Annotated in this window: 22 protein-coding genes; 12 read left to right on the top strand and 10 right to left on the bottom strand. The window is 69.4% G+C overall.

Going from position 1 to position 25,197, the window contains the following annotated elements; translation table 11 throughout:
- Nucleotides 1-152: 152 nt before the first annotated feature.
- From D187_RS20085 to D187_RS20070, 4 genes are all read right to left on the bottom strand, one after another.
- The gene (locus D187_RS20085) at nt 153-554 is read right to left on the bottom strand and encodes an arsenate-mycothiol transferase ArsC (RefSeq protein WP_002622488.1); all 402 of its coding nucleotides are present in this window, start codon (nt 552-554) and stop codon (nt 153-155) included.
- 24 nt (nt 555-578) lie between these two features.
- Nucleotides 579-1,673 (bottom strand): ACR3 family arsenite efflux transporter, encoded by a 1,095-nt coding sequence (arsB, locus tag D187_RS20080; protein WP_002622489.1) that lies wholly within the window; start codon nt 1,671-1,673, stop codon nt 579-581.
- A 50-nt stretch (nt 1,674-1,723) separates the two neighbouring features.
- The gene (locus D187_RS20075) at nt 1,724-2,086 is read right to left on the bottom strand and encodes an ArsR/SmtB family transcription factor (RefSeq protein ID WP_002622490.1); all 363 of its coding nucleotides are present in this window, start codon (nt 2,084-2,086) and stop codon (nt 1,724-1,726) included.
- A 116-nt stretch (nt 2,087-2,202) separates the two neighbouring features.
- Nucleotides 2,203-3,831, bottom strand: coding sequence for a serine/threonine-protein kinase (locus D187_RS20070; protein WP_002622493.1), 1,629 nt, complete (start codon nt 3,829-3,831; stop codon nt 2,203-2,205).
- A 341-nt stretch (nt 3,832-4,172) separates the two neighbouring features.
- Between D187_RS20070 and D187_RS20065 the strand changes: the two genes are divergently transcribed.
- Genes D187_RS20065 through D187_RS20050 form a run of 4 tightly spaced genes read left to right on the top strand, consistent with a single transcriptional unit; the run spans nt 4,173 to nt 7,990 of the window.
- Complete coding sequence (locus D187_RS20065; protein ID WP_002622495.1) at nt 4,173-5,219, top strand: sulfate ABC transporter substrate-binding protein; 1,047 nt, start codon at nt 4,173-4,175, stop codon at nt 5,217-5,219.
- 8 nt (nt 5,220-5,227) lie between these two features.
- The gene (gene cysT / locus D187_RS20060) at nt 5,228-6,067 is read left to right on the top strand and encodes a sulfate ABC transporter permease subunit CysT (RefSeq protein WP_002622497.1); all 840 of its coding nucleotides are present in this window, start codon (nt 5,228-5,230) and stop codon (nt 6,065-6,067) included.
- Nucleotides 6,068-6,083: 16 nt separating this feature from the next.
- Complete coding sequence (cysW, locus tag D187_RS20055) at nt 6,084-6,932, top strand: sulfate ABC transporter permease subunit CysW (protein WP_002622499.1); 849 nt, start codon at nt 6,084-6,086, stop codon at nt 6,930-6,932.
- Nucleotides 6,929-7,990, top strand: coding sequence for a sulfate/molybdate ABC transporter ATP-binding protein (locus D187_RS20050; RefSeq protein WP_002622500.1), 1,062 nt, complete (start codon nt 6,929-6,931; stop codon nt 7,988-7,990). Before cysW ends, D187_RS20050 begins: the two co-directional genes overlap by 4 nt.
- A 22-nt stretch (nt 7,991-8,012) precedes the next feature.
- Here D187_RS20050 and D187_RS20045 read toward each other — a convergent pair whose 3' ends face one another.
- Both D187_RS20045 and D187_RS20040 read right to left on the bottom strand, forming a co-directional pair.
- A complete protein-coding gene (locus D187_RS20045) occupies nt 8,013-8,210 on the bottom strand; it encodes a type VI immunity family protein (RefSeq protein ID WP_002622501.1) in 198 nt (65 codons plus the stop codon).
- A gap of 168 nt (nt 8,211-8,378) precedes the next feature.
- Nucleotides 8,379-9,116, bottom strand: a complete 738-nt coding sequence (locus D187_RS20040; RefSeq protein WP_002622502.1) for a class I SAM-dependent methyltransferase — start codon at nt 9,114-9,116, stop codon at nt 8,379-8,381.
- Nucleotides 9,117-9,374: 258 nt separating this feature from the next.
- Here D187_RS20040 and D187_RS20035 point away from each other — a divergent pair, with 258 nt between their 5' ends.
- The 8 genes from D187_RS20035 (at nt 9,375) to D187_RS56385 (ending at nt 20,510) form a co-directional block, all read left to right on the top strand.
- On the top strand, nt 9,375-9,947 hold the full coding sequence (locus D187_RS20035) for a MarR family winged helix-turn-helix transcriptional regulator (RefSeq protein WP_051256429.1): 573 nt from the start codon (nt 9,375-9,377) through the stop codon (nt 9,945-9,947).
- Between the two features lie 151 nt (nt 9,948-10,098).
- On the top strand, nt 10,099-13,257 hold the full coding sequence (locus tag D187_RS20030) for a DUF4175 family protein (protein ID WP_002622504.1): 3,159 nt from the start codon (nt 10,099-10,101) through the stop codon (nt 13,255-13,257).
- Nucleotides 13,257-14,990 (top strand): peptidase MA family metallohydrolase, encoded by a 1,734-nt coding sequence (locus D187_RS20025; protein WP_002622505.1) that lies wholly within the window; start codon nt 13,257-13,259, stop codon nt 14,988-14,990. The genes D187_RS20030 and D187_RS20025 overlap by 1 nt, the downstream gene beginning before the upstream one ends.
- Nucleotides 14,991-15,173: 183 nt before the next feature.
- Nucleotides 15,174-16,220, top strand: a complete 1,047-nt coding sequence (locus D187_RS20020) for an NAD(P)-dependent alcohol dehydrogenase (RefSeq protein WP_002622506.1) — start codon at nt 15,174-15,176, stop codon at nt 16,218-16,220.
- Nucleotides 16,221-16,280: 60 nt separating this feature from the next.
- Nucleotides 16,281-17,303, top strand: a complete 1,023-nt coding sequence (locus D187_RS20015; protein WP_002622507.1) for a zinc ribbon domain-containing protein — start codon at nt 16,281-16,283, stop codon at nt 17,301-17,303.
- Nucleotides 17,304-17,340: 37 nt separating this feature from the next.
- The gene (locus D187_RS20010; protein WP_002622508.1) at nt 17,341-18,312 is read left to right on the top strand and encodes a hypothetical protein; all 972 of its coding nucleotides are present in this window, start codon (nt 17,341-17,343) and stop codon (nt 18,310-18,312) included.
- Entirely contained in the window at nt 18,309-19,676 is a 1,368-nt protein-coding gene (locus D187_RS20005) for an adenylosuccinate synthetase (protein ID WP_002622509.1), read from the top strand. Before D187_RS20010 ends, D187_RS20005 begins: the two co-directional genes overlap by 4 nt.
- Nucleotides 19,677-20,039: 363 nt before the next feature.
- Nucleotides 20,040-20,510, top strand: coding sequence for a DUF4328 domain-containing protein (locus tag D187_RS56385; RefSeq protein ID WP_162159658.1), 471 nt, complete (start codon nt 20,040-20,042; stop codon nt 20,508-20,510).
- A 22-nt stretch (nt 20,511-20,532) separates the two neighbouring features.
- Here D187_RS56385 and D187_RS19995 read toward each other — a convergent pair whose 3' ends face one another.
- The 4 genes from D187_RS19995 to D187_RS19980 are packed head-to-tail and all read right to left on the bottom strand — an operon-like array spanning nt 20,533 to nt 25,193.
- Nucleotides 20,533-21,837: a UDP-glucose dehydrogenase family protein gene (locus tag D187_RS19995; RefSeq protein WP_043430795.1), complete on the bottom strand. Its 1,305-nt coding sequence runs from the start codon at nt 21,835-21,837 to the stop codon at nt 20,533-20,535.
- 21 nt (nt 21,838-21,858) lie between these two features.
- Nucleotides 21,859-22,932 (bottom strand): CgeB family protein, encoded by a 1,074-nt coding sequence (locus D187_RS19990; RefSeq protein WP_002622512.1) that lies wholly within the window; start codon nt 22,930-22,932, stop codon nt 21,859-21,861.
- An 18-nt stretch (nt 22,933-22,950) separates the two neighbouring features.
- Complete coding sequence (locus D187_RS19985) at nt 22,951-24,057, bottom strand: CgeB family protein (RefSeq protein ID WP_002622513.1); 1,107 nt, start codon at nt 24,055-24,057, stop codon at nt 22,951-22,953.
- Nucleotides 24,054-25,193, bottom strand: a complete 1,140-nt coding sequence (locus D187_RS19980; RefSeq protein WP_002622514.1) for a CgeB family protein — start codon at nt 25,191-25,193, stop codon at nt 24,054-24,056. Before D187_RS19980 ends, D187_RS19985 begins: the two co-directional genes overlap by 4 nt.
- Nucleotides 25,194-25,197: the final 4 nt, after the last annotated feature.

The following is a 25,197-nucleotide window of genomic DNA, read 5'->3' as shown; positions in this document are numbered from 1 at the left end:
AGGCGGCGGACAAGAAGGACGCGGCGGGAGCGGGCGGAGGCGGACGCTACGGCGTGGAGGGTGGACTGGACGCGCTGCCGAGCGTGGGCGCCAAGGCCGCCCAGCGCATCATCGCCTTCCGGGAGAAGCGGCCCTTCAAGCGCGTGGAGGAGCTACCGGGCCCAACCCTGCCGGGCCAGCAGCTCCGACACGCGGGAGCGGACTTCGTCGCGAATCCGCCGGACCTGCTCCACGGGCTTGCCCTTGGGGTCCTCCAGCGGCCAGTCATCACGCTGGAGGCCCGGCACATGGGGGCACGCCTCACCGCACCCCATGGTGATGAGCCAGTGGGCGCCCCGGGCCAGCTCGTCCGTGAGGCGCTGGGGCTTCGCACCCGACAGGTCGATGCCCACCTCGGCCATGGCGGTCTGCACCTCCGGGTGGACACGCTCCCCCGGCTGCGTGCCGGCGGACACACCGCGGGCCTTCGTCGGATCCGCCAGTGCGTTGAAGAAGGCGGCGGCCATTTGCGAGCGGCCCGCGTTGTGGACGCAGGCGAAGATGACGGTCTTCATGGAAGCTCCAGGGAGTGGGGTGGGCTACTCCGGACGCGCGCCCTCGAGGCGGCGGGGCAGGACGACGGACTCCGACTCCGGGAAGAGCCTGCGCCTCAGCCACAAGGAGAGGTAGACGAGGGCGATGAGGGCGGGCACCTCGATGAGCGGGCCCACCACGCCCGCCAGCGCCTCACCCGAGGCCATGCCGAACACGCCCACCGCCACCGCGATGGCCAGCTCGAAGTTGTTGCCCGCCGCCGTGAAGGACAGCGAAGCCGTCTCCTCGTAGCTGAAGCCCAGCTTGCGCGAGAGGAAGAAGGCGGAGGCGAACATGATGACGAAGTAGAGCATCAGCGGAATGGAGATTCGCACCACGTCCAATGGCAGGCGGGTGATCTTCTCCCCCTGCATCGCGAACATCAGGACGATGGTGTAGAGCAGCCCGAGCAGCGCGGTGGGCCCCAGGCGCGGCAGGAACGTCTTCTCGTACCACTCCTCGCCCTTGAGCCGGGTCAGCCCGATGCGGGTGAGCGCCCCCGCCACCAGCGGTACGCCGAGGAAGATGAGCACGCTCCTGGCGATGCTCCACATGGACACGTCGAACGCGGCGCCTTCCGCGCCGAGCCAGCCGGGGACGACGGTGATGAAGAACCAGCCAAGCACCGAGTAGAAGAGGATTTGGAAGACGGAGTTGAGCGCCACCAGCACCGCGGCCAGCTCGTTGCTGCCACAGGCGAGCATGTTCCACACCAGCACCATGGCGATGCAGCGGGCGAGGCCAATGAGGATGAGGCCCGTGCGGTAGTGGGGCAGGTCCGGCAGCAGCACCCACGCCAGGACGAACATCAACACCGGCCCCACCACCCAGTTGAGCAGGAGCGAGACGCCGAAGAGCTTGCCGCGCGAGCGCAGCCGGCCCAGCTCTCCGTAACGCACCTTCGCCAGCACCGGGTACATCATCCACAGCAGGCCGAGGGCGATGGGCAGGGAGACGGTGTCGAGCTTCACCGTGTCCAGCCGTGCCCCGATGTCGGGGAAGGCCCGCCCCAGGCCGATGCCGAGGGCCATGGCGGCGAAGATCCAGACCGGCAGGAAGCGGTCGATGAAGGAGAGTCGTCTGACGAGGGCATCGGGCACGGGGTGTGTCCTCATGGGAGAAGAAGGGGGAGAGGCGCGAGGGCCAAGGCTCACCGGCAGGAGTCGGGCCCGCGAACCTTGAGGAGTTGCTCCACGTCCTGGCGGAGCGTCTCGCGCTTGCCGAAGGTGCCCACGAGCGCCTCGAGCTGTTGCTTGCACACCTCGTCGAGCTGAGGGGCGAGCCGGTAGTAGACCCAGCTGCCTTCGCGGCGGGGCTCCACCACACCGGCCGCGCGCAGCACGCCGAGCTGGCGGGAGGTGTTGGATTGCGTCAGCCCGAGGGCGGACTCCAGGTGGCAGACGCACAGCTCCCCGTGGGACAGCAGCGCCACGATGCGCAGGCGCGTTTCATCCCCCAGCGCCTTGAAGAGCCGACAGGCTCGTTGGACTTCCAGGTGGGCGGCGGACGACATGAGGACATTCCAATATACGAATATCCGCATGTCCGCAATCCATGAGTGAAGGGACGCGGCGGAAGCGAGCGGCGGCGGGCGTTACGCCCAGGAGGACGGCATGGACCGGGCGCGCCTCAGCGCCGGCCCGCGTGGGGAGCGGGCAGCGCCTCGGCCGCCTCGGTCAGGGCCATGTCGGGAGTGAGTTGCAGGGGCTGCACGGGCGTGGCGGGCTGAGTGGTGGCCTCGCGCAGGGCCTCGAGCAACTGCCGCTGACCATGGACATACGGGGCCTCGGCGCCCGGGAGCGCCAGGAATTGCCGCCCCAGCACCTCCGCCGAGCGCGTGCGCTGCTCCAGGTCCCTGCGCAGCAAGCCGGCGATGATGGCGTCCAGGGCGGGTGAGAGGCCCGGCACGAGGTGCGAGGGCGGGGGCACGTCCTGCTGGGTGGAGGCGATCATCAGCTCGGCGTCGGTCTCTCCGTGGAGGGCGGGCTGGCCGGTGAGGGCCTCGTACAGGGTGAGGCCCAGGGAGAAGAGGTCCGCGCGGCCATCCAGTTCCAGGCCGTGGGCCTGCTCGGGCGCCATGTAGCCCGCCTTGCCGCGCACCGTCTGGGCACGGGTGAGGGCGAGCTGCTTGGCCGCGCGTGCGACGCCGAAGTCCGACAGCTTCACCTCGCCGATGCGCGACAGGAGGATGTTGGGGGGGTTGAGGTCGCGATGCACGAGGCCGAGCGGCTCGCCACGGCGGCCCGTGCGCCCGTGCATGTACGCGAGCGCCAGGGCCATCTCCGCGCCGATGTAGGCCACCGCCGCCGGCGGCAGCCGCCGCACGCGCTGCAGGAGCGTGCTCAACGGCAGGCCATCCACATACTCCAGGGCGAGGAAGACCGTGCCCTGGTGCCGGCCCAGGTCGAGCACCTGGACGATGTTGGGGTGGTTGAGCAGCGAGCCCAGCTCCGCCTCGCGCCGGAACAGGGCGAGGAACTCCTCGTTGTCCGCGTACGCGGGCAGCACGCGCTTGATGGCCACCTGCTTCTCGAAGCCGCCCTCGGGGCTGTAGGTGGCGCGGAACACCTCGGCCATGCCGCCCACGCCCAGCCGCTCGTGGAGGAAGTACTTGCCCATCACGTCCTTCTCCCGGATGGCGCGCAGCGCGTCCCCGGCCTTGTTCATGATGAGCGTGCCGAGCGTCGCCGTGAGCGGGCCATAGGAGAAGAGGAACATGCAGCGCAGGAACACCATGGGCAGCTCCAGGGTGTCCGGGGAGCCGGGGGGCAGCCGGGGCAGGGCCACCAGCAGGTAGAGCAGCAGGTACTCCAGCGCCGCGAGCCCCGCGGCGAAGTAGGCCAGATAGCGGTTGGTGCGCAGCGCGCACACGACGATGAGCGTGCCCCAGGCATACGCGGGCGGCGTGGTGAGCGCGTACACGGCGCCGTTGAAGTACACGTCGGCGAGGAACACCACGGCCGGAATGGACACCGTGAGGGCGCTGTCCACCCACTGCATCGCCGGGTGGAAGCCGCCCTCCCGCAGGGCGCGCAGCATGAGCGTGTAATAGATGCTCAACGCGCCCGTGAGCGCCGCGAGGCACAACGACAGCTTCCAGCCGATCGGCCCGACGAGCAGCAGCGCCGCCACGCAGCTGAACGACACCATGCCGCGCATGAACCGGGCGATGGACACCTCCCGGGGGACGACGTCCTGGGCCAGGTACTCCTGCAGCAACTGGGATGAGCGCGCGGCGCGCGGTACGGCGGCTTGCATGGTGCCCACTCTAGCCGACCCGCCCGGAAGGCCTCGGAGCCGTCCGGCCGCGCCGCCTGCCCTCCGACGAGGCCCCCTTCCGCTATAACGGAGAGTCGTCTTGACAAACGGACATGTGGCGGGCACGTTAGGCCCATCAATGTCCACTCCGAGCCGCCAGGAAGTCTGCTGTTGCTGTCGGTCCCGGCGGTGGGCGCTCGTCCGCCGTCAGCGTGGAGGCTGACGGAGGCGAGCAAGGAAGAGCCCACGCCCGCGAGGGACGGTGGGCCTTCGACTTTCATGGCTCTTGTCGGGCCTCGAATGCACCCGGGAACTCGCGGTCACCCGACCAAGGCCACCACATGAAGACCCATCACCCGCCCCTCACCGCGTCCCTGCTGACCGTGCTCCTGGCCGCCCTGTCCGTCTGGACGGGCTGCTCGAAGCCCGGCGCCGCGTCCACCGACGCCCCCACCCTGCTCAACGTCTCGTACGATCCCACGCGCGAGCTCTACACGGACATCAACGCCGCCTTCGCCAAACAGTGGGAGGCGAAGACGGGGACGAAGCCCACCATCAAGCAGTCCCATGGCGGCTCGGGCAAGCAGGCGCGCGCCGTCATCGACGGGCTGGACGCGGACGTCGTGACGCTGGCGCTCGCGTACGACATCGACATGTTGCACGACAAGGCGCAGCTGTTGCCGGCCGACTGGCAGTCGCGCCTGCCCGAGCACAGCGCGCCGTACACGTCCACCATCGTCTTCGTGGTGCGCAAGGGCAACCCCCAGGGCATCCATGACTGGGAGGACCTGGTGCGCCCGGGCGTGTCCGTCATCACCCCCAATCCCAAGACGTCCGGGGGCGCGCGCTGGAACTACCTCGCCGCCTGGGGCCATGCGCTGCGCAAGTCCGGTGGGGACGAGGCCCAGGCGCGTCAGTACATCACCGCCCTGTTCAAGAACGTGCCCGTGTTGGACTCGGGCGCGCGCGGCGCCACCACCACCTTCGCCGAGCGCGGACTCGGGGACGTGCTGATCGCCTGGGAGAACGAGGCCTACCTGCTCACCCAGGAGGTGGGCCCCGAGCGCTTCGAGATCATCACCCCCACGGACAGCATCCTCGCCGAGCCGCCCGTGGCCCTCGTGGACAAGAACGTGGACCGCAAGGGCACGCGCGTCCTGGCCGAGGCCTACCTGCGCTTCCTCTACACCGAGGAGGGACAGGAGCTCGCCGCGAAGCACCACTACCGGCCGCGCTCGGCCCAGGCCGCCCAGAAGGCCGGCAAGAGCCTCGCCCCGGTGAAGCTCTTCACGCTCGAGGAAGTGGCGGGCGGCTGGAAGCAGGCGCAGAAGCAACACTTCGAGGACGGCGGCACGTTCGATCAACTCTACGTGCTCCAGGCGAAGTGAGCGCGCCCATGCAAGCCTCCGCGCGCCGCCGCGTCCTGCCGGGCTTCGGGCTGACGTTGGGCCTGAGCTGGTTCTACCTGGGCCTCATCGTCCTCATTCCGCTGTCGGCCCTCTTCCTCAAGACGTTCAGCCTGACGTGGGAGCAGTTCTGGGCCACCGTGGCCTCGCCCCGCGTGCTCGCCGCCTACCGGCTGAGCTTCGGCGCGGCCTTCTTCGCCGCGCTCGTCAACACCGTCTTCGGACTGCTCGTGGCGTGGGTGCTCGTGCGCTACCGCTTCCCGGGCCGCGCGCTCGTGGACGCGCTGGTGGACCTGCCCTTCGCCCTGCCCACCGCCGTGGCCGGGCTCACGCTCACCACGCTCTACTCGCACAACGGCTGGTACGGGCGCTACCTGGAGGCCTGGGGCATCAAGGTGGCCTTCACCCCGCTGGGCGTGGGCGTGGCGCTCACCTTCATCGGCCTGCCCTTCGTGGTGCGCACCGTACAGCCCGTGCTCGAGGAGCTCGACGCGGACGTGGAGGAGGCCGCCGCCACGCTCGGCGCCTCGCCGTGGAGGACGTTCACGCACGTACTGCTGCCGGCCATCTTCCCCGCGCTGCTCAGCGGCTTCACGCTCGCCTTCGCCCGGGCCATCGGAGAGTACGGCTCGGTCGTCTTCATCTCCGGCAACATGCCCTTGAAGACGGAGATCGCGCCGCTGCTCATCATCACCCGGCTGGAGCAGTACGACTACGCGGGCGCCACGGCCATCGCCGGGGTCATGCTCCTCGTGTCGTTCGCGCTGCTGCTGGTCGTCAACCTGCTCCAGCGCTGGAGCCACCGCCGGCTCGAGGCCCGGACCGAGTAGGAGGAGAGCCGCGCCCATGCACCCGGCCACCGTCATCCCACAGCGCGCCCGGCGCACCATCGCGGCGCCCGCGCTGACGCGCTGGCTGCTCATCGGCGGGGCGCTCGCCTTCCTGGGCGTCTTCCTCGTCGTGCCCCTGGTGGCCGTGTTCACCTACGCCCTGCAGAAGGGCGTGGGCGCGTACCTGGCGGCCCTGAGCGATCCCGAGACGGTGTCCGCCATCCGCCTCACGCTCGTGGCCGCCGCCATCTCCGTGCCGCTCAACCTGGTGTTCGGGCTGGCCGCCGCGTGGCTCATCGCCCACTTCCGCTTCCGGGGACGGGACGTGCTGCTCACGCTCATCGACCTGCCCTTCAGCGTGTCGCCCGTCATCGCGGGGCTCATCTTCGTGCTGCTCTTCGGCCGGCAGGGCTGGTTCGGCCCGTGGCTGGCCGAGCGGGGCCTCCAGGTCATCTTCGCGGTGCCCGGCATCGTGCTGGCCACTGTGTTCGTCACCTTCCCCTTCGTGGTGCGCGAGGTGCTGCCCGTCATGCAGGCGCAGGGGCAGGACGAGGAGGAGGCGGCGCTGTCCTTGGGGGCCAGTGGCTGGCGCACCTTCTGGCACGTCACGCTGCCCAAGGTGAAGTGGGGCGTGCTCTACGGCGTACTGCTGTGCAACGCGCGCGCGATGGGCGAGTTCGGCGCGGTGTCGGTCGTCTCCGGACACGTGCGCGGGGTGACCAACACCCTGCCGCTGCACGCGGAGATCCTCTACAACGAATACAACCTCGCGGGAGCGTTCTCCGTGGCCTCTCTGCTCACGCTGCTCGCGCTGATCACCCTGGCCATCAAGAAGTACGTCGAGTGGAGGGCCGAGTCCCCATGAGTGTCATCGTCGAGCACCTGACCCGGCAGTTCACGCAAGGAGGGACGCCCGCCGTGTCGGACGTGTCCTTCCAAGCGCCCTCGGGGGCCATCACCACGCTGCTGGGCCCCTCGGGCGCGGGCAAGAGCACGCTGCTGCGGATCATCGCGGGGCTGGAGCTGCCGGACGCGGGGCGCGTGCTCATCGAGGGCGTGGATTGCACGAACATGCCCGTGCAGCAGCGCGGCATCGGGGTCGTCTTCCAGAGCTACGCGCTCTTCAAGCACATGACGGTGCGCGAGAACCTGGCCTTCGGGCTGGAGACGCGCCGGCTGCCGCGCGCCGAGGTGGAGGCGCGCGTGGACGAGATGCTCAAGCTCGTGCAGTTGGAGGAGCTGGGCGCGCGCTATCCCGGGCAGCTCTCGGGAGGACAGCGCCAGCGCGTGGCGTTCGCGCGGGCGCTCGCCATCCGGCCCAAGCTGCTGCTCTTGGACGAGCCCTTCGGCGCGCTGGACAGCCGCGTGCGCGTGGAGCTGCGCGAGTGGCTCCAGTCCCTGCACGAGCGCACGGGTGTCACCACGCTGCTCGTCACGCACGACCAGGAGGAGGCGCTGGAGATCTCCCAGCACGTGGTGGTGCTGAGCGAGGGGCGGGTGGCGCAGGAGGGGCCACCTGAGGAAATCTATGATCGGCCGGCCACGCCCTTCGTGGCGTCCTTCGTGGGAGGCACGAGCGTGCTGCGCGGCCAGGTGCGGTCGGGCCGGGCGCGGGTGGGCTCGCTGGAGGTGGAGGCGCCCCAGAGCGCGCGCGAGGGAGAGACGGTGCAGGCCTTCGTCCGTCCGCATGACATCACGCTCGTCAAACCGGCGCAGGGCGTGGGAGAGCCCGCGACGAGCCTGGTGAAGCGGCTCAAGCCCGTGGGCGGTTACGTGAAAGTGCTGCTCAAGCTGCCCACCGGGGAGAGCATGGCCGTCGAGGTGCCGCGCGCCGAGTTCGACAAGCTGGGCGTCGTCGAGGGAGACCTCGTGCACGCCGACGTGCGCATGGCCAAGGTGTTCGTCGGCGACTACGTCATCTGACGTGAGCCTGCCCCGGTTTAGTTCAGGTTTCGCCAACAATCCGGGACAGATGGCGAACCCAATGGCGCATGATGTCCCTGTCCACGGAGAACCTGTTGGTGTGCTGCTCGTAGAGGAACGGCTCCAGCAGGTGCGCCAGCGCCAGGTATTGGGGCAGGTGGTGCTCCTTCGAGGTATCGATGGCATCAGGCCACTCGCCGAGGGTGAGCAGCAGGCCCAAGGGCGTTCGAGTATTTGCTCGCGGATGACTTCCCAGCCCTTGTCAGGGAGGGATGGCGCGACAGAGGATGACGCCGTCGCGGGCAACCACAGAGCTGCCGCCCTTCGTCCGCAAGCGGATGACGGGAATGTTCTCCCTCATTGAATCACCCCATCCCCAGCGCCACGCTCACCCGGGCCGGTACTCGTGAATCCACACGAACTCGAAGCCCCAGGTGAAGAGCATCCGGTGACGTGAGCGGAGCACGAAGTCCTCGGCCTCGATGGGATGCGCCACCGTGATGAAGCGCGTGCCCGGCGCGCAGGTGCGGAAGCGCTCGACGAGCTTCGCCTTCGTCTCCGGAGTGAGCGCCAGCCAGTTGGTGAAGACGTGCGTGGCGCCGCTCAGCTCCGCCCGGGCCGCGTCTCCCTGCTCGAGCGTGATGCCCGCGGGCACGAGCCACTTCGCCACGCTCTCCACGTGGCTGGCGAGGAGCTCCACGCCCACCGCCTCCGCCCCCAGCCAGCGCGCCGCGATGAGCACCCGCCCCCGCCCCGCCCCCAGGTCCACCAGCCGGCTGTCCGCACCCAGCCCCGCCCGCCGGAACGCCCACAGCGCCGTCATCAGCGGCGTCTCGCCGTAGATGAGCTCCCGGAAACGCTGACCCGTGCTCCGCAGCGCCCTCACCACCTCGAACGTGCGCCGGGCCCGGTAGGGGGAGCGCAGGCGCTCGGCGAGCCAGATGCCCAGGTAGGGCCGCAGCAGCCGGGGACGCCCGAGCACCAGCACCAGGTCCGTGAGCCGCGCGAGGATGCTGACGAGCAGGGCCCAGAGCAGGACGACGAGCTTCTGGAAGAAGGGCAGCTCGAACCCCTCCAGGTCCTCCTGGTCGCGCTTCCGGGCTTCCGAGTCGAGCGATGGCGTCATACCTGAGGAGCCCTTCTCCCACATGGGCGACCCCGAGGAGGGGTGCCGGGTGACGGGCAGAATCCTCCAAAAGTGAAGTCGTGGGGAACTCAACGAACTCTCGTTCCGTCACTCGGAGGGCACCCCGCCCACGGACGGCCCCGGAAGATCCTGGGAACGCCAAGGTATTGATTTTTCAAAACAGGTAGGACTTGGATGCGTGACTCCGTGCAGCGCCGGAACAGGCGATCACCGGTAGAATTCAGGGACACTGTAGAAATGAAGCCACTCGACGAAATGCCTGAGTCGCCCACTGCGGGCAGGGACAACAAGGCCCCTCTAGGCGAGGTCCTGGAGTTCATGCGGCTGCTGTGGGCGGTCGACCACGGGTTGCAGTCCACCTCCAAGCGCATGGAGTCCACGCTGGGCCTGACGGGTCCGCAGCGGCTGGTGCTCCGGCTGGTGGGGCGCTTTCCCGGCATCACCGCGGGTCGGCTCGCGCAGATCATGCACGTGCACCCCAGCACGCTCACCGGCGTGCTCAAGCGCATGGAGAAGCGGGGCCTGCTCGAGCGCAAGTCGGATCCGCTCGACGGACGCAAGGCCCTCTTCGCCCTCACCGAGGCGGGCCGTACCTTGGATGTGCCCGCCACGGGGACCGTGGAGGCCGCCGTGGAGCGCGTCCTCTCGCGCCTGTCGCGCGCCCGGCTTCAGAGTGCCCAGGAAGCCCTGATGGCGCTCGCCGAGGAGCTGGGAGGAGCGGAGGCACCGGGCGAGTATGCCCAGGGCACCTCCCTGTCCAGGGAAGAAGCAGCCGCGGCGCCGGCCGCCGACGAACCGGCCAACCGCTGAACGGCCGCCCCAAGCTTCCAACGCCGGACACGGGCGGCGAAAGCCCGCCCGCCCGGGGTGCATGACAGCGCGCTACTCGCTCGAGCCTGCTACAGATCGGAAATAGGCGACCCTGTCGGGGGTTGCCACACGACCGAGCGGACGAGACAGCGTGAACATCGAACCCCCGCAGCCCCCAGGTCCCGAACTTCCTCCCCCACCGCCTCCGCCCCCGGCGCCGCCCGCGGTGCGCTCGCTCGGGCCGCGCCCCTCGGGCGTCGTGGAGCTGCTGGCAGCGGTGCGCGCGCGCCAACGCCGTCAGCTCTGGCTCCAGGGCGCGCTGCTCGGAGTCGCGCTGTGCCTCGGACTGTGGGTGGCCGGAGGCTTCCTCGCCCTGCTCACGCCCACGGGAGGCCGTTGGGTGATGATGCTCGCGCCCGTGGCGGGTGCGCTGCTCGCCGTGGGCTTCGGCGTCGGGCTCGCCCTGCGCACCGTGGGCGATGACTTCCGGACCGCGCGCCTCATCGGCGAGCGCCAGCCGGCCCTGTCACTGGACGTGCTCGCCGCGGTGGAGCTGGCCCGGGAGCAGGACCACCAGCCGGGCCACTCCCCCATCCTCGCCGATGCCTTCCTGCGCCAGATGGACGCGCGCGTGCGGCAGGTGGACGTGGGCCAGGTGGTGGATGGCACGCGCGTGAAGCAGGCCGGGCTCGCGCTCGGCGGGACGGTGCTCGTGCTCGCGTGCGTGCTCCTGCTCGCCGGTACGCACTGGCGGCTGGGGTGGAACAAGGCGCTCGAGTCGCTCAACCCCATCGCCCAGGCCGAAACGCGCGAGCCCATCACCGGCGACATCGAGATCACCTACCGCTACCCGGCGTACACGGGGCTCACCCCACGCACCGTGCCGGGCACCAACGGCGAGGTGAGCGCTCCGGCGGGCACCGAGGTGCAGCTCAAGACGCGCTCGGACCGGGAGGTGCAGCGCGCGGAGCTGGTCGTCAACGGCGAGACGCTCCCGCTCACCGTCACGGACAAGCGCGAGCTGGTGGGCTCCTTCGTGGCGAAGAAGGCGGGCAGCTACCGCTTCGTCTTCTACGACACCGGCCGCTCTCCCCTGGCCACCGGGCCGGACATCCCGCTCAACGTGGAGGCGGACGCCCCGCCCCAGGTGCAGCTGCTCACGCCCGCGGCGGAGCTCGAGATCGATCCCGGCCAGCAGGTGGTGCTCAAGTACGAGGCCAGCGACGACTATGGCCTCAACGGCCTCGCGCTCGTCTTCCGCGTGCCGGGCTCCAAGGAGGAGTCGCGCATCCCCCTGCCCCGCCAGGATGGCCGCCGCGACAAGGGCACCTACAACTGGAACCTCGGCACGCTGAAGGTGCAACCGGGAGACCGCATCTCCTACTTCATCGAGGCGAAGGACAACGACGCGGTGGAGGGCCCCAAGCGGGGCGTGAGCCGCACCCAGGTGCTGCGCGTCTACAGCGCCGCCGAGCACCTGCGCGCCGCGCTGCAGAAGGTCGAGGCGCTCTGGGACCGGATGGTGGACCACCTGGCCGACCGGCTCGAGGGCCCCGAGCGGGAGAAGCCGCGGGACGTGAAGAAGGTGCTCGCCGCGCAGGCGGTGGACACCAGCGGCCAGACGCTGGTGGCGGACCTGGGCACGCTCGCCCAGGAGCTGCGCCGCGAGCGCGACACCCCGGCCGAGCTCGTCACCGCGCTCACCAACATCGCCAGCACGCTGGGCCAGCGCGTGCGCGCCACCTCGGACTTCCGCCGCGTCTACCAACGCACCCAGCAGCGCCAGGCTGGAGGTGGAGGAGACTTCGGCATCGGCGAGCGCCTGGGCGCGCTCGTCAACGAGGAGATCGTCGAGCTGGAAAAGGACGTGCTCTACCTGGAGTCGCTCCTGGACCGGCAGAAGCTCGAGGCGCTGCAGGAGCTGGCCAAGCAGCTCGCCAACGAGCGCCGGGAGCTGGCCAACCTCATCGAGGAGTACAAGTCCAAGCCCGACGAGCAGACGCGCGAGCAGGTGATGCAGCAGATCCAGCAGATGCGCGCGCGCATCGAGGAGCTGATGCAGCGCATGGCCGAGCTGCGCCGGGGCATCCGCGACGAGCACCTCAACGCCGAGGCCCTTCAGGACATGATGGAGGACCAGGACATGCAGAGCGCGCTGGATGACGTGGAGCGCCTCATGCGCGAGGGCAAGACGGACGAGGCGCTCGCCAAGCTCCAGGAGCTGTCCATGCAGATGGACGAGATGCTCAACGGCCTCAACGACGCGCAGGAGGAGTTCGGCGGCGAGCAGTTCCCCGAGCTCACGCAGAAGTTCGGCCAGTTCATGAGCGACCTGGAGAAGACGGCCAAGGAGCAGCAGCGCGTGGCCGACGCCACCCAGGCCATCCGCGACCAGGCCAAGAAGCAGAACCAGGACCGGCTCGCCGAGCGCGGCAAGGCGATGAAGGAAGAGATGCAGCGGCAGCTCGAGCAGGTGCAGAAGGACTACCAGGAGCTGCGGCCGGATCAGCTCAGCAGCCGCGCCTCCTTCCCGCTGGAGCAGGCCCAGTCGGAGCTGGAGAACGCGAAGAACGCGCTCAAGGTGGACGACTACGACCTGGCGGCGGAATCCGTCCAGCGCGCCTCCGAGGCCGCCCAGCAGCTCGCCCACTACGGCGAGCAGCAGCGCTCGCTGGACGAGATGTACGGCAACCCGCCCGCGGTGCGCCGCCAGTCGGAGGAACTCGCCGAGAAGCTGGAGGACGACGCGCGCACCATGGAGGAGATCAATCGCAAGCTCCAGTCGCTCTTCCCACCTCCCGGCTCGCAGCTCAGCCCCCAGGAGAAGCAGCAGTTGCAGCAGCTCGCCCAGGAGCAGCAGTCGCTGGAGCAGCAGTCCAAGGGCCTGCGCCAGCAGATGGAGGAGATGGAGCAGATGGCGCCCCTGTTCGGTCAGGAGGCCGGCGAGCAGATGGAGGAGATTGGCCGGCGCATGGGCGAGGCCGCGCAGCGCATGCAGGGCAAGGACGCCAACCGGGGCCACGGCGAGCAGCAGGCGGCGCTCGAGGGGCTGCGCCAGTTCCAGAAGCAGATGAAGGAGAGCCAGCAGCGCAAGGGCAAGGGACGCGGGCTGCCGCTGCCCATGGGCATGGGCTCGGGCCGCGGACAGGGCAACGGCCAGGATCCGCGCGACAAGGTGGAGATCCCCGACGAGGAGGCCTACCAGGCGCCGCGCGAGTTCCGCAAGGATCTGCTCGACGCCATGAAGGAAGGCACGCCGGAGAAGTACCGGGATCAAGTGAAGCGCTACTACGAGGAGCTGGTGAAGTGATGACGCGTGCCGCGAGCACATCCCTGTTGCTGCTGGCGCTGGTGCTGAGCACTCCCCTGGGCGCGCGCGCCCAGGAGTCGTCGAAGAACGAGGCCAAGGAGCGGCTGGGCCGGGTGGAGTCGGCGCTGGACAACTGGGACGTGCCCACCGCGCGCCGCGAGCTGACGGCGCTCGAGGGCCTCGTCCCGGACGACATCGAGCCGCTCAAATACTTCCAGGGCCGCGTTGCCTTCGAGGAAGGCAACTACCCGGAGGCCGTGGAGCTCCTGCAGAAGGCCCGCATCGAGGACAAGCCGGGCAGCTACCTGCGGCTGGCCAAGGACACGCGCGACATCATCAAGAGCCACCGCTCCGTGGAAAGCGAGCACTTCGTCTTCTACTACCCTCCGGGCAAGGACGAGGTGCTGGCGCCCTACGCGCTGGAGACGCTGGAGTCCATCCACCGCGCGCTCGCCGAGGACCTGGGCCACCGGCCTCCGGGCAAGGTGCGCGTGGAGGTGGTGAACAACGCGCGCGAGCTGTCCAAGGTGAGCACCCTCACCTACCAGCAGATTCAAACGACGGGCACCATCGCCATCTGCAAGTTCAACAAGCTCATGGTGACGAGCCCCAAGGCCGTGGCGCGCGGCTACGACTGGCAGGACACGCTCGCGCACGAGTACATCCACCTGGTCGTCAGCCAGATGAGCCACAACACCGTGCCCATCTGGCTGCACGAGGGCCTGGCCAAGTTCCTCGAGTCGCGCTGGCGCGGCAAGCCGGGACTCGCCATGACGCCCTCCACGCTGGCGCTGCTCGGGCGGCGGGTGAAGGAGGACAAGCTCATCCCCTTCGAGAAGATGCACCCGTCCATCGCCATGCTGCCCACCGCCGAGGACGCCGCCACCGCCTTCGCCGAGGTCTATTTCGCCATGGACTACGTCTACAAGACCCAGGGCAACCGGGGCCTGCGCGACATCATCCTCGGCCTGCGCGATGGCAAGCAGGACCGCAAGGCGGTGGAGGGCGCCACGGCCATGTCCTTCGCCCAGTTCGAGAAGAACTGGCTCGCGCACATCAAGCAGCAGCCCTTCCCCCAGGAGCTGCTGCCGCCCGAGGAAGTCGTCCTCAAGGAGAACGCCAAGGAGCCGGACGACAAGAAGAAGGGACGGGAGATCTCCTTCGGCGACTTCGCGGAGGTGACGGAGATACCGGCGCGCAAGTTCGCGCACCTGGGCGAGCTCATGCGCGAGCGCAACCGCATCAAAGCCGCCGCCGAGGAGTACTCGCGCGCGCACAAGCTCGTGGGCGACAAGTACGAGTCCGTGTCCAACAAGTACGCGCTCGCGCTCCTGGAGCTGCGCCGGCTGGACGAGGCGGAGCAGGTGCTGCGCGGCTCGCTGCGCGTGCACCCGGGCTCCCCCTCCACCAACGTGCACCTGGGCCGCATCTTCCTGCACCGCGAGGACTACCAGAAGGCCCGCCAGTCCTACCTGGATGCCCTCTCCGCGGACCCGTTCGATCCGGAGATCCACATCGCGCTCACCCGCATCCACGGAGCGCTCGGCGAGACGGCGCTCACCAGCCGCGCCCGCACCGCGAGCGCGCTCCTCACCGGGATGACCCCGGACGAGGTCAGCGCCAGCGCCCGGGTCTTCCTGCGCGACGACTCGGAGCTCGTGAACGCCGGGAACGTCGGCGTGGAAGAACCGGAGGGCAAGGCACCCGCCGCTGCCCCGGACGCTGGCCGCTGACATTCCGGTGTCAGCCGTACCCCCGGTGCTGAGCGCTCGCACGTATAAGCACGCGAGCACTCACGCCCCCACATTCTTTCAGGGCAGCGTCCAGGAGCGCCCATTACTCTCCCGCTTCGCCCTCGGGTTCGAGTCGACCCGGCGCGCGTCGCGTTGTCCTTCACCTTTCGGAGAGTCTTCCTCATGCCGACCGTTCAAGCCTACGCCGCCCCCAGCGCCAAGGCCCCCCTGGCACCCTTCTCGTTCGAGCGCCGCGAGCCCGGCCCTCACGACGTGCTCATCGACATCCTCTTCTGTGGCGTGTGCCACTCGGACATCCACACGGTGCGCGACGAGTGGGGCAAGGCGAAGTACCCGCTCGTGCCCGGCCATGAAATCGTCGGCAAGGTCGCCCAGGTGGGCAAGTCCGTCACCCGCTACAAGGTCGGCGACTCCGTGGGCGTGGGCTGTTTCGTGGACTCCTGCCGCGAGTGCGACAACTGCAAGGCGGGCGAGGAGCAGTACTGCGACCGGGGCATGGTGGGCACGTACAACGCCAAGGATCGCCACGGCGCCGCCACCCAGGGGGGCTACTCCACCCGCATCACGGTGGACGAGCAGTACGTGCTGCGCATCCCCGACTCCATCCCGCTGGACCGCGCCGCGCCGCTGTTGTGCGCGGGCATCACCACCTACTCGCCCCTGCGCCACTTCGGCGTGAAGGCCGGGGACAAGGTGGCCGTGGTGGGCCTCGGCGGGCTCGGCCACATGGGCGTGAAGCTCGCCAAGGAGATGGGCGCCGAGGTCACCGTGCTGAGCACCTCGGAGAAGAAGCGCGAGGACGCGCTCGCCCTGGGTGCCAGGCACTTCGCCGCCACGTCGGACAAGGACACGTTCAAGAAGCTCGCGGGCTCCTTCAACTTCATCCTCGACACCGTCTCCGCCCCGCACGACTACAACGCCTACCTCGGCCTGCTGAAGGTGGATGGCACCATGGTGCTCGTGGGCCTGCCCGAGGCCCCCGTGCCCCTGGCCGCCGGCCCCCTCGTCTTCCGCCGGCGCCGGCTCGCCGGCTCGCTCATCGGCGGCATCCGCGAGACCCAGGAGATGCTCGACTTCTGCGGCAAGCACAACGTGGCCGCGGACATCGAGGTCATCCCCGTGCAGAAGATCAACGAGGCCTACGAGCGCATGATCAAGAGCGACGTGCGCTACCGCTTCGTGATCGACATCGCCAGCCTGGGCAAGTGAGCCGGCTCGCGCGTTGAGCGACTATCCTCGCGGGCAGCAGCCCCCAGGAGAGAACGCCCCATGGCCGAGCGCGTCGTGAAGTGCCCCCAGTGCAACGCCCCCCTCGCTCCGGGGCGCTTCGCCCGCTCGACCGTCTGTGGCTACTGCGGCACCACCGTCCAGATCGACCCGAGCGCCGTCTCCGTCGCGCGCTACCGGCAGGCCCTCCAGGAGTGGGAAGACCCCGCCCGCCACGGCTACTCGCACTGGTGGACCGTCGGCACGGGCCACTGGGCTCCCGGCCCCCTCCTCGCACGGGGGGAGATCTCGGACGTCTACGCCGCCGAGCGGGCCCGACGGCCCACCGAGCGCGTCCTGATGAAGGTGCTGCGTGACCCCGAGCACGCGCCGCTCCTGGAGCACGAGTGGAGGATGCTCGTGGAACTCCAAGCGGCCATCGGGAACGAGGCCCCGGCCTTCCTCACCCGCCTGCCCCAGCCCGTGGCCCACGGCCCCCTGCGCGGGGGACCGTACGAGGGCCGCCAGGCCCTGCTCGTGCGCCAGACTCCCGGCTACCTCCACACCTTCGAGGCCGTGCGCCGGGTGCATGCCTCGGGCGTCGATCCACGCGTGTCCGTGTGGATGTGGCGGCGCATCCTGGAGACGCTCGCGGTGCTGCACCGCGCGGGCTACGTGCACGGCGCGGTGCTCCCCCCGCACCTGCTCGTGCAGCACGGCGAGCATGGCGTGCGGCTCGTGGGCTTCAGTTGCGCGGACCGCGTGAAGGGAGCCCGCCTGCGTGCCGTCTGCACGCGCTACGAGGACTTCTATCCCACGAGCCTCCTGGACTCCCAGCGGCCCACGCCCGTGGACGACGTGCGGATGAGCGCCCGGTGCATCATCTCGGTGCTCGGCGGAGATCCCATCCGGGGCACCCTCCCCCGCTCCGTCCCTGGTGCCCTGGCGGACCTCCTCGAGCGCGCCGCGGTGGGAGAGGAGGGCGAGGGAGAGCGGGACCTGGCCTGGACACTTCGCGAGCGCGTTGGTGAAGTGAGCGCCGCGGTCCACGGACACCCGGGCTTCCATCCACTCGTGATGCCTTGAGCCCGTCCACGGCCGCCCAGACGCGAGGAGCACGCACATGGGGTACGGCAACTACAGCAACCAGGCCCACGAAGCCCTCCTGAAGGACCGCGCCCAGGTACCGGTGCAGGAGGTCTTCCAGCAGCGCAAGTGCCACCCGCTGATGAACCCCAAGGGCATCCGCGTGCGCGAGGCCCGCGACAGCGCCGAGCACCCCAACTCCCTGGGCATCGTCTTCGCGCTGGACGTCACGGGCTCCATGGGGACCATTCCCAAGCTCATGGCCACGGAGTTGCTGCCCAAGTTCATGAAGGTCCTCACCGACTGCAAGGTCGCGGACCCCCAGTTGCTCTTCATGGCCGTGGGCGATGCCTACAGCGACGAGGCGCCGCTGCAGGTGGGCCAGTTCGAGTCCACCGCGGAGTTGATGGATCAATGGCTCACCTGGAGCTACCTCGAGGGGCGTGGCGGCGGCACCGGACAGGAGAGCTACGAGCTGGGCCTGTACCTGCTCGCCGAGCACACGGCGATGGACTGCGTCGAGAAGCGCGAGAAGAAGGGCTACCTCTTCATGACGGGCGACGAGCTGCCCTACCCCCTCCTCTCCAAGCACATCGTCGAGGGCATCATCGGAGACCGGCTCGACGAGGACCTGAAGATCGAGGAGATCGTCGCCGAGTTGCAGAAGACCTTCGTGCCCTTCTTCGTCATCCCCGACGTGAACCGCCGCGCGAAGTGCGAGTCACGCTGGCGTGAGCTGCTCGGCGACCATGTGCTGTGCATGGAGTCCGCCGAGGACATCTGCTTCGTGTCCGCGGGGGCCATCTGCCTCTACGAGGGGCTCGTCCCGGACATCGACGGCCTGGGCCGCGTCCTCCAGGAGGCGAACGTGCCCCGTCCGTCCGTGCACGCGACGCTGCGCGCCCTGACGCCGCTGGCCGAGGCGCTCGGCCGCTCGGGAGGGCCCGCGCTGGTGGGGGCGCCGGCGTCAGAGGGGGTCCTGCAGCGGCTCGTCCGCATCCTCAAGTGAAGGCTCCGAGCGGCCCGCGGCGCGCCTCCATCGTCATCGACCTGGGGTTCGGCGACGCGGGCAAGGGGCTGATGACGGACTACCTCGTGCGGCGCGACCGGGCGTCGCTCGTGGTGCGCTACAACGGCGGCGCGCAGGCGGGCCACAACGTCGTCACCTCGGAGGGCCGGCACCACACCTTCGCGCAGTTCGGCGCGGGGACGTTCGTCCCCGGGGTGCGCACCTTCCTCGCCCACCCCTTCCTCCTCCACCCCACCGCGCTGCTGCTCGAGGGAGAGGCGCTGCGCGCCCAGGGCGTGGGAGACGTGTTCTCGCGCCTGCGGATCAGCGAACGCGCGCGGGTCATCACGCCCTTCCACCAGGCCGCCAACCGGCTGCGGGAGCTGGCCCGTGGCGGCTCCCGGCACGGCAGCTGCGGCGTTGGCGTGGGCGAGACCGTGCGGGACGCGCTCGCCTGGCCGGAGGACACCGTGCTCGCGGGAGACCTGCGCGACGTGCCCCGGCTGCGGCGAAAGCTCCAGCGTGTCCGGGAGCGCGAGCACGAGGAGCTGCGAGCCCTCGGAGACTCCCTTCCCGACAGTCCCCAGGTCCGGCGCGAGCGCTCCATCTTCGCGGCCGAGGGCATCATCGACGCGTGGATGGAGCGGGCAACGCGGCTGGAGACACTCGGACTCGTGGCCGCGGACACCCTGCTCGCGCGCTGGATGGCTGAGGCCCCCGCCACGGTGTTCGAGGGAGCGCAGGGCGTGCTACTCGACGAGTGGCGGGGTTTTCACCCGTACACCACCTGGTCCCGCTGCACCGCGGACAACGCGATCGGCCTCATCACCGAGAGTGGCGTGGACCTGGATGTCCAGCGGGTGGGGGTGCTGCGCGGCCACATGGTGCGGCACGGCGCGGGACCGCTGCCCACGGAGACGGAGGAATTGCGGCCGCTGCTCTCCGAGCACAACACGCTCAATGACTGGCAGGGCCATGTCCGCTATGGCTGGTTCGACGCGGTGCTCGCCCGGTACGCGCTCGATGTCCTGGGCGGAGTGGACGTGTTGGCGATCACCCACCTGGATCTGCTCCGTCGGCTGCGCACCTGGAAGGCCGCGACGCATTATCAGGACGGCCCCGTCACCCGGTTGGCCGTGGAACCGAATCCATCGCTCGAGGGGCAGGCCGCACTCACGCGATGGCTCCTCCACGTGACGCCCTCGCTCGAGGAGCGCGAGCCCCGGGAGAACCTCGTCCTGGAGCACCTCGAGCAGTTGCTTGGCCGGCGAGTGGACCTCGTCTCAAGGGGGCCTCGGGCGGAGGATGTCACCCCCTCGCCCCTCAGTTACCGATCCAAGGAGCGAGTGGCGGTGGAGGTGTAGCTCGCGAACCCGGGCACGACGCCCGGGCCGGTTGACCCAACTCTCGGACTGCTCTACTCAACCGTCATGGTAAGTATTTCCGATGCTTCATCCTCGCTTCGGCCCTTGTGTCCTGTTCACTCAGAGTTGGAGGCAGTAAACGCGTGCGAGCGCTGTGGGCGATACGTCTGTTCTCATTGCATGAACAGTGGCGATCGCTGCCAAGAGTGTCTCCGCCGGTACGTGGCGGCGAGCCCTTCGTCGGAGGCTCGCGCCCGGCGGGCCACGCTCTCCCTGCGCATGGTGGCAGTTCTGGCGGTAGGCCAGATGCTCCTCAACCTCTGGGCTGTTCTAGTGCCCGGTGCGCGTGAGTCCTTCAGGAGCATGGAAACGCTCGCTACCATTGCGATGTTTTTGACTGGCGTGGGTTTGGTTCTCTTTCCTCTAACGACTGTCGTCTACTTGATGTGGATGCAACGGGCCGTCCGGCAGATGAATGCGTGGGGCACCCATGTTGGAGCATCGCCAGCATGGGCAGTGGGTTGTTGGTTCGTACCATTCGTGAATCTCGTCAAGCCGCTCCGCATCATGCGGAGTATTGTTGAGGGACTGGGGGGCAAAGAGCTGGCTGCCTCACTGCATCTGGGCGTGCTGTGGAGTGCATTCCTTCTATCCCGAATTCTGACCGGGATCGCCCGGCGCCTGTCGATGCCCCTCTTGCCCCCGTCACTCGCGCTCAGGGTGTACCTGATCGAAATCGGCTCGTGGGTGTGCACCCTCGTCGCGGCAATCCTCTGCATCCGGATGATCCGTGCGGTACAGGTGCGGCTCGAATCTCGCCGGAGTTGGGCCTGATCCGTCAGGAGCACCCCGCCGCTCAGGAGGAGGGCCGGCCAATGCCGAAGTAGGTGAAGCCCTCCTCGCGCGCGAGCTGGGGATCGATGACGTTGCGGCCATCGAAGATCGTGGGGCTCTTCATCGTCGCCTTGAGCCGCTTCAGGTCTGGGTGGCGGAACTCGTTCCACTCCGTCACCAGGAAGAGCGCATCGGCGCCTTCCGCCGCCGCGTAGTTGGTGGGCGCGTACAGCACCCGGTCGCCGAAGTAGCGGCGTGCGCTCTCGACCGCCACCGGATCATGGCATTGCACCCGCGCCCCCTTGCCGAGCAGGCCCTCGATGAGTTCCACCGACGGCGCCTCCCTCATGTCATCCGTCTTCGGCTTGAACGCCAGGCCCCACACCGCGAAGGTGCGGCCGGACAGGTCGCCAAAGTGTTTCAACGCCTTGGTCAGCAGGCACCGCTTCTGCCGCGCATTGGTGTTCTCCACCGCGCGCAGCAGATCGAACTCCAGCCCCATGTCGCGCGCCGTGGCCGTCAGCGCCTTCACGTCCTTGGGAAAACAACTCCCGCCATAGCCAATGCCCGGGTGCAGGAAGGAATAGCCGATGCGCTTGTCCGCGCCCATTCCCTTGCGCACCTGCTCCACGTCCGCGCCCACCTTCTCGCAGAGCGCGGCCATGTCGTTCATGAAGGAGATGCGCGTGGCGAGCATGGCGTTGGCCGCGTACTTGGTCAGCTCCGCCGAGCACGGATCCATGAAGAGGATGGGGTTCTCCGTGCGCACGAAGGGCGCGTACAGCTCGGCCATGAGCTTGCGCGCCCGCTCCGAGCGCGTGCCAATCACCACCCGGTCCGGCTTGAGGAAGTCCTCCAGCGCCGCGCCTTCCTTGAGGAACTCGGGGTTGGACACCACGTCGAACTCACACCGGGTGTGACGGGCGACGACCTCGTGCACCTTGTCCGCCGTGCCCACCGGCACCGTGCTCTTGTCCACGATGACCGTGTACTGCTTCAGCGCCCGGCCCACCTGCTCGGCGGCGGCGAGCACGTATTGAAGATCCGCGCGCCCGGACTCCCCCTCGGGCGTCCCCACGGCGATGAACACCACCTGCGCGGGCCCCACGGAGCCCGCCAGTTCCTCGGTGAAGTGCAACCGCCCCGCGGCCATGTTGCGGCGAACCAGTTCCTCCAGGCCCGGCTCGTAGATGGGCACCTCGCCCCGCTTCAGCGCCTGGATCTTCCTCGGGTTGACGTCGATGCAGGTGACTTCGTGCCCCGACTCCGCGAAGCAGGTCCCCGCCACCAGACCCACGTACCCCGTACCAATGACCGCGATCTTCATCATATGTCCCGCCTCTCTTGCCTAAGGCTTGCGTCCTGAATTCACCGACCGGGTGTAGTCATCCAACGTCTCCGCGCGATGCGCCGCCGTATGCGCGGCCAGCACCCGGGCCCGCGCCTTCCGGCCCATCTCCTGACGCTCCGCCTCCGGCACCTCCTGGAGGTAGCGCCGCGTCTCCTCCCCGGAGCGCGAGATGAGGATCTCCTCGCCCGGCCGGAAGAAGGTGTCGAGCCCCTCCCACGCATCACTGATGATGGGCACCGCGCACGCGGCGGCCTCGAACAGCCGCACACTCGGGGAGTAGCCCGCACGCACCATGTCCGCCCGGGTGACGTTCAGCGTGAAGCGCTGGGAGTTGTAGAACGCGGGGTGCTCGGGCGGAGCCAGGTGCTCCACTCGCGCCACGTTCGCGGGCCACGTGATGCCGGCGGGATACCGCGGTCCGGCGACCACGAAGCGGCGCGAGGGCAGCGCCCGCGCCGCGTCGAGCATCAAGCGCTCCAGCACCGGCTGCCGGTCATCACTGTACGTGCCCAGATAGCCCAGGTCCCAGAGCGGCTCGCGCGCCTGGGGCGCATACAGCTCGGGATCGCAGCTACAGTAGAGCGGCCGGGCCGCGGGCGAACCCAGCTCGCGCTCGATGCGCTGGAGCAGCGGCCCTCCCGAGAAGGACAGATAGAGCGCATAGCCAGGAATCAGCTCGGGCGAGAGGTATTCGAAGTCCCTCCGCGCGAGCTTCGCCAGCGTCACCGGCGTGTCGATGTCATAGAAGGCCGAGACCCCCCGGGCCGTGCGCTGCACCCAGGCGCCCACCTCCACGCCCTGGGGAACGTAGGAGCCCACCACGACCAGGTCCGCCCCGCGCACCGCGTCCGTGAAGCGGTCCTTCAGGTCCGCGAGGTCCGCGTACAGCTCGGTGCGCCCATGGGGCGGCCGGGGCATGTCGCGATGGGAGGCGTACCAGGGCACGTCTCGCTCGAGGAACAGCACGTCGTGCCCGCGCCGCACCAGCTCGCGCACCAACCCCCGGTAGGTCGTGGCGTGTCCGTTGCCCCAGCTCGAGGTGATGGACAGGCCGAGAATGACAATCAGCATCCGCTGCGTCTCCATGGCTCAGGCCACCCGCTCGTGAACACCGGTGGAGGGAAGGCCCAGCACCTCCTCCACCTTCGAGGCGCGATGGGCATACGTGTGCTCGGACAGCACGCGCTGGAGCGCCGCCTGACCGATGCGCCGCGCCTCGGGCCCGCTCAGCGCGCGCACGTGCTCGGCGACCTCCTCACCCGAGTGCGCCACGAGGATCTCCTTGCCGGGCTCCAGGAACAGCTCCACGCCCTGGAAGGCATCCGTGATGATGCAGGCCCCCGCGCCCGCGGCCTCGAACACCCGCGTGGCCGGCGAGAAGCCGAAGCGGGCCATGCTGTCCCGGTTGATGTTGAGCACCGCGCGCGCCGAGCAGTTCAGCGCGTTGTGGTCCTGCGTGTAGACGTGGCCCAGGTACTTCACGTTCTCCGGCAGGGCGCGGTCTCCCCAGCCGCTGCCTCCCAACAGGAAGCGCGAGCCGGGCAAGAGGCCCGCGGCCTTCAGGAAGAAGGCCTCCACGCGCGCCTCGCGGTCCGGCAGCCGGTTGCCCAGGAAGGCCAGGTCTCCCTCCAAGCGCGCCTCCGCCGCCACCGGGTGGTGGGTGCGTGGATCCAACGCGTTGTAGATGGGCACGCACTCGCGCGCCCCGAGCGCCCGGTAGGCCGACACCACCGGCTCGCCCCCCCCGTAGGTGAGGATGTGATCGTAGCGCGGCACCAACGCCCGGAAGGGCTCTCCCGGATCCTTCTCCATGCGCTCGAGCGTGGCCGGCGCGTCGACGTCCCAGAACACCACCTGGTTGCCCGGACGCCGCAGCTCCAGCACGCGCGCCTCGAGCAGGGCGTCGAACACGCCCACGCCGCTCGCCTTCACCACCACGTCCGCGTCCCGGGCCTCCTCCAGGCAGCGCTCGAGCGCCTCGGTGCCTCGCGCGGAATAGACAACCACGCGCGCCCAGTGCGGATCCGCCATGTCGCGGTGCTGCTGGCGCTCGTAAGCATCCGGCTCGTAGAAGGTGACGTGGTGCCCGCGCTCGTGCAGCGCGCGGATGATGCCACGGTAATAGGTGGCCGCTCCGTTCCAGTAGGCCGAGACGAGGCTCGAGCCGAAGAAGGCGATCCGCGAACCCTTGCTCATGGGCTGAGCCTTTCCCGTGCCAGCGGATGACACTGAGAGGCGCTCATGCCCAACGACTGGCAGATGCGCAGAAGCTCCTCCACGCGGTGCCCACAGGTGTGGCGCGCGAGCACCGTGCGCCGGCCGTGCTCCGCCAGTTCGCGGCGCAGCCCCTCGTCGGCGAGCAGCGCGCGCAGGTGGCGCCGCATCTCCTCTCCATTGGCGGCGACGAGGAAGTCCCGGCCCGGGGTGAACAGGCCCTCCGCGTCGGACCAGGGAGCCGACACCAGGGGAATGCCGCAGGCGAGCGCCTCGAAGGGGCGGATGGTGGGAATGCCGGGCAACGCCTGGGTATAAGGCCGGCGCGGCACGTGGACCGTCACGCGTGCCTGGGCGAAGGCCTGGGGGACACGGTGATTGGGCAACCATCCCGCGTACTCGATGCCCGAGGCGGCGAGCGCCTCACGCGCGGCGTCCGGGTAGCGCACGCCATGCACCCGCGCCTTCAGGCCGAGCGCCTCCACCGGCTCCAGCAGGAACTCGTGCAGCTCCGCGGTGCGCTCGTCGTCGCCCCAGTTGCCCACCCAGACGAGATCCCTCTCCACCTCCGTGTGCGGCAGCGGGTGGAACACGCGCGTGTCCGCGGCCTCGTGCCACGTCCAGGCCCGCGCGGCCTGGCCCTGCTCCAGGTAGATGCGCCGGATGACGTCCCCGAAGGCGAGCACGCCGTCGTAGTGGGTCAGCTCGTAGCGCGCCATCTCCTCCCGGGCGCTCACGCCGCGGTGGTGGGTGTCATGGAAGAGCAGGCGGAAGGAGCCGCCCGCCCGGCGCCGCTCGCCCAAACGCCGCACCAGTTCCGGCGGGCTCCACTCATGGACGATGACGAGGTGGGCCCCGTCGAGCACGCGATCCAGGTCCAGCGCGTCGGGCGCGTAGCGCTCGGGACGCACGGCCGGGTAGACGCCCCGTACCTCCTCCAGTACCGCCGCCCCGCCAGGCTCGGCGAGGAGGTTGCGCAGGCTCCAGGCGTCCTCGGGCTCGAGGACCCGCACCTCGTGGCCGCGCAGGGTGAGCTCCGTCACCACGCCGCGAAGGAAGTGCGCGTTGCCATGGTTCCAGTCGGACAACAGGGAATGACAGAAGAGAACGATGCGCATGAGG

The sequence above is a fragment of the Cystobacter fuscus DSM 2262 genome (assembly GCF_000335475.2).
Lineage (GTDB): Bacteria > Myxococcota > Myxococcia > Myxococcales > Myxococcaceae > Cystobacter > Cystobacter fuscus.
This window is presented reverse-complemented; position numbering and strand designations above follow the sequence as displayed.

Bases quoted from the DNA above. Each gene is read 5' to 3' on its own strand.
- D187_RS20085 (WP_002622488.1), bottom strand. From the start codon at position 554: ATGAAGACCGTCATCTTCGCCTGCGTCCACAACGCGGGCCGCTCGCAA.
- D187_RS20075 (WP_002622490.1), bottom strand. From the start codon at position 2,086: ATGTCGTCCGCCGCCCACCTGGAAGTCCAACGAGCCTGTCGGCTCTTC.
- D187_RS20070 (WP_002622493.1), bottom strand. From the start codon at position 3,831: ATGCAAGCCGCCGTACCGCGCGCCGCGCGCTCATCCCAGTTGCTGCAG.
- D187_RS20065 (WP_002622495.1), top strand. From the start codon at position 4,173: ATGAAGACCCATCACCCGCCCCTCACCGCGTCCCTGCTGACCGTGCTC.
- cysT (WP_002622497.1), top strand. From the start codon at position 5,228: ATGCAAGCCTCCGCGCGCCGCCGCGTCCTGCCGGGCTTCGGGCTGACG.
- cysW (WP_002622499.1), top strand. From the start codon at position 6,084: ATGCACCCGGCCACCGTCATCCCACAGCGCGCCCGGCGCACCATCGCG.
- D187_RS20050 (WP_002622500.1), top strand. From the start codon at position 6,929: ATGAGTGTCATCGTCGAGCACCTGACCCGGCAGTTCACGCAAGGAGGG.
- D187_RS20040 (WP_002622502.1), bottom strand. From the start codon at position 9,116: ATGACGCCATCGCTCGACTCGGAAGCCCGGAAGCGCGACCAGGAGGAC.
- D187_RS20035 (WP_051256429.1), top strand. From the start codon at position 9,375: ATGAAGCCACTCGACGAAATGCCTGAGTCGCCCACTGCGGGCAGGGAC.
- D187_RS20025 (WP_002622505.1), top strand. From the start codon at position 13,257: ATGACGCGTGCCGCGAGCACATCCCTGTTGCTGCTGGCGCTGGTGCTG.
- D187_RS20020 (WP_002622506.1), top strand. From the start codon at position 15,174: ATGCCGACCGTTCAAGCCTACGCCGCCCCCAGCGCCAAGGCCCCCCTG.
- D187_RS20015 (WP_002622507.1), top strand. From the start codon at position 16,281: ATGGCCGAGCGCGTCGTGAAGTGCCCCCAGTGCAACGCCCCCCTCGCT.
- D187_RS20010 (WP_002622508.1), top strand. From the start codon at position 17,341: ATGGGGTACGGCAACTACAGCAACCAGGCCCACGAAGCCCTCCTGAAG.
- D187_RS56385 (WP_162159658.1), top strand. From the start codon at position 20,040: ATGGAAACGCTCGCTACCATTGCGATGTTTTTGACTGGCGTGGGTTTG.
- D187_RS19995 (WP_043430795.1), bottom strand. From the start codon at position 21,837: ATGAAGATCGCGGTCATTGGTACGGGGTACGTGGGTCTGGTGGCGGGG.
- D187_RS19990 (WP_002622512.1), bottom strand. From the start codon at position 22,932: ATGCTGATTGTCATTCTCGGCCTGTCCATCACCTCGAGCTGGGGCAAC.
- D187_RS19985 (WP_002622513.1), bottom strand. From the start codon at position 24,057: ATGAGCAAGGGTTCGCGGATCGCCTTCTTCGGCTCGAGCCTCGTCTCG.
- D187_RS19980 (WP_002622514.1), bottom strand. From the start codon at position 25,193: ATGCGCATCGTTCTCTTCTGTCATTCCCTGTTGTCCGACTGGAACCAT.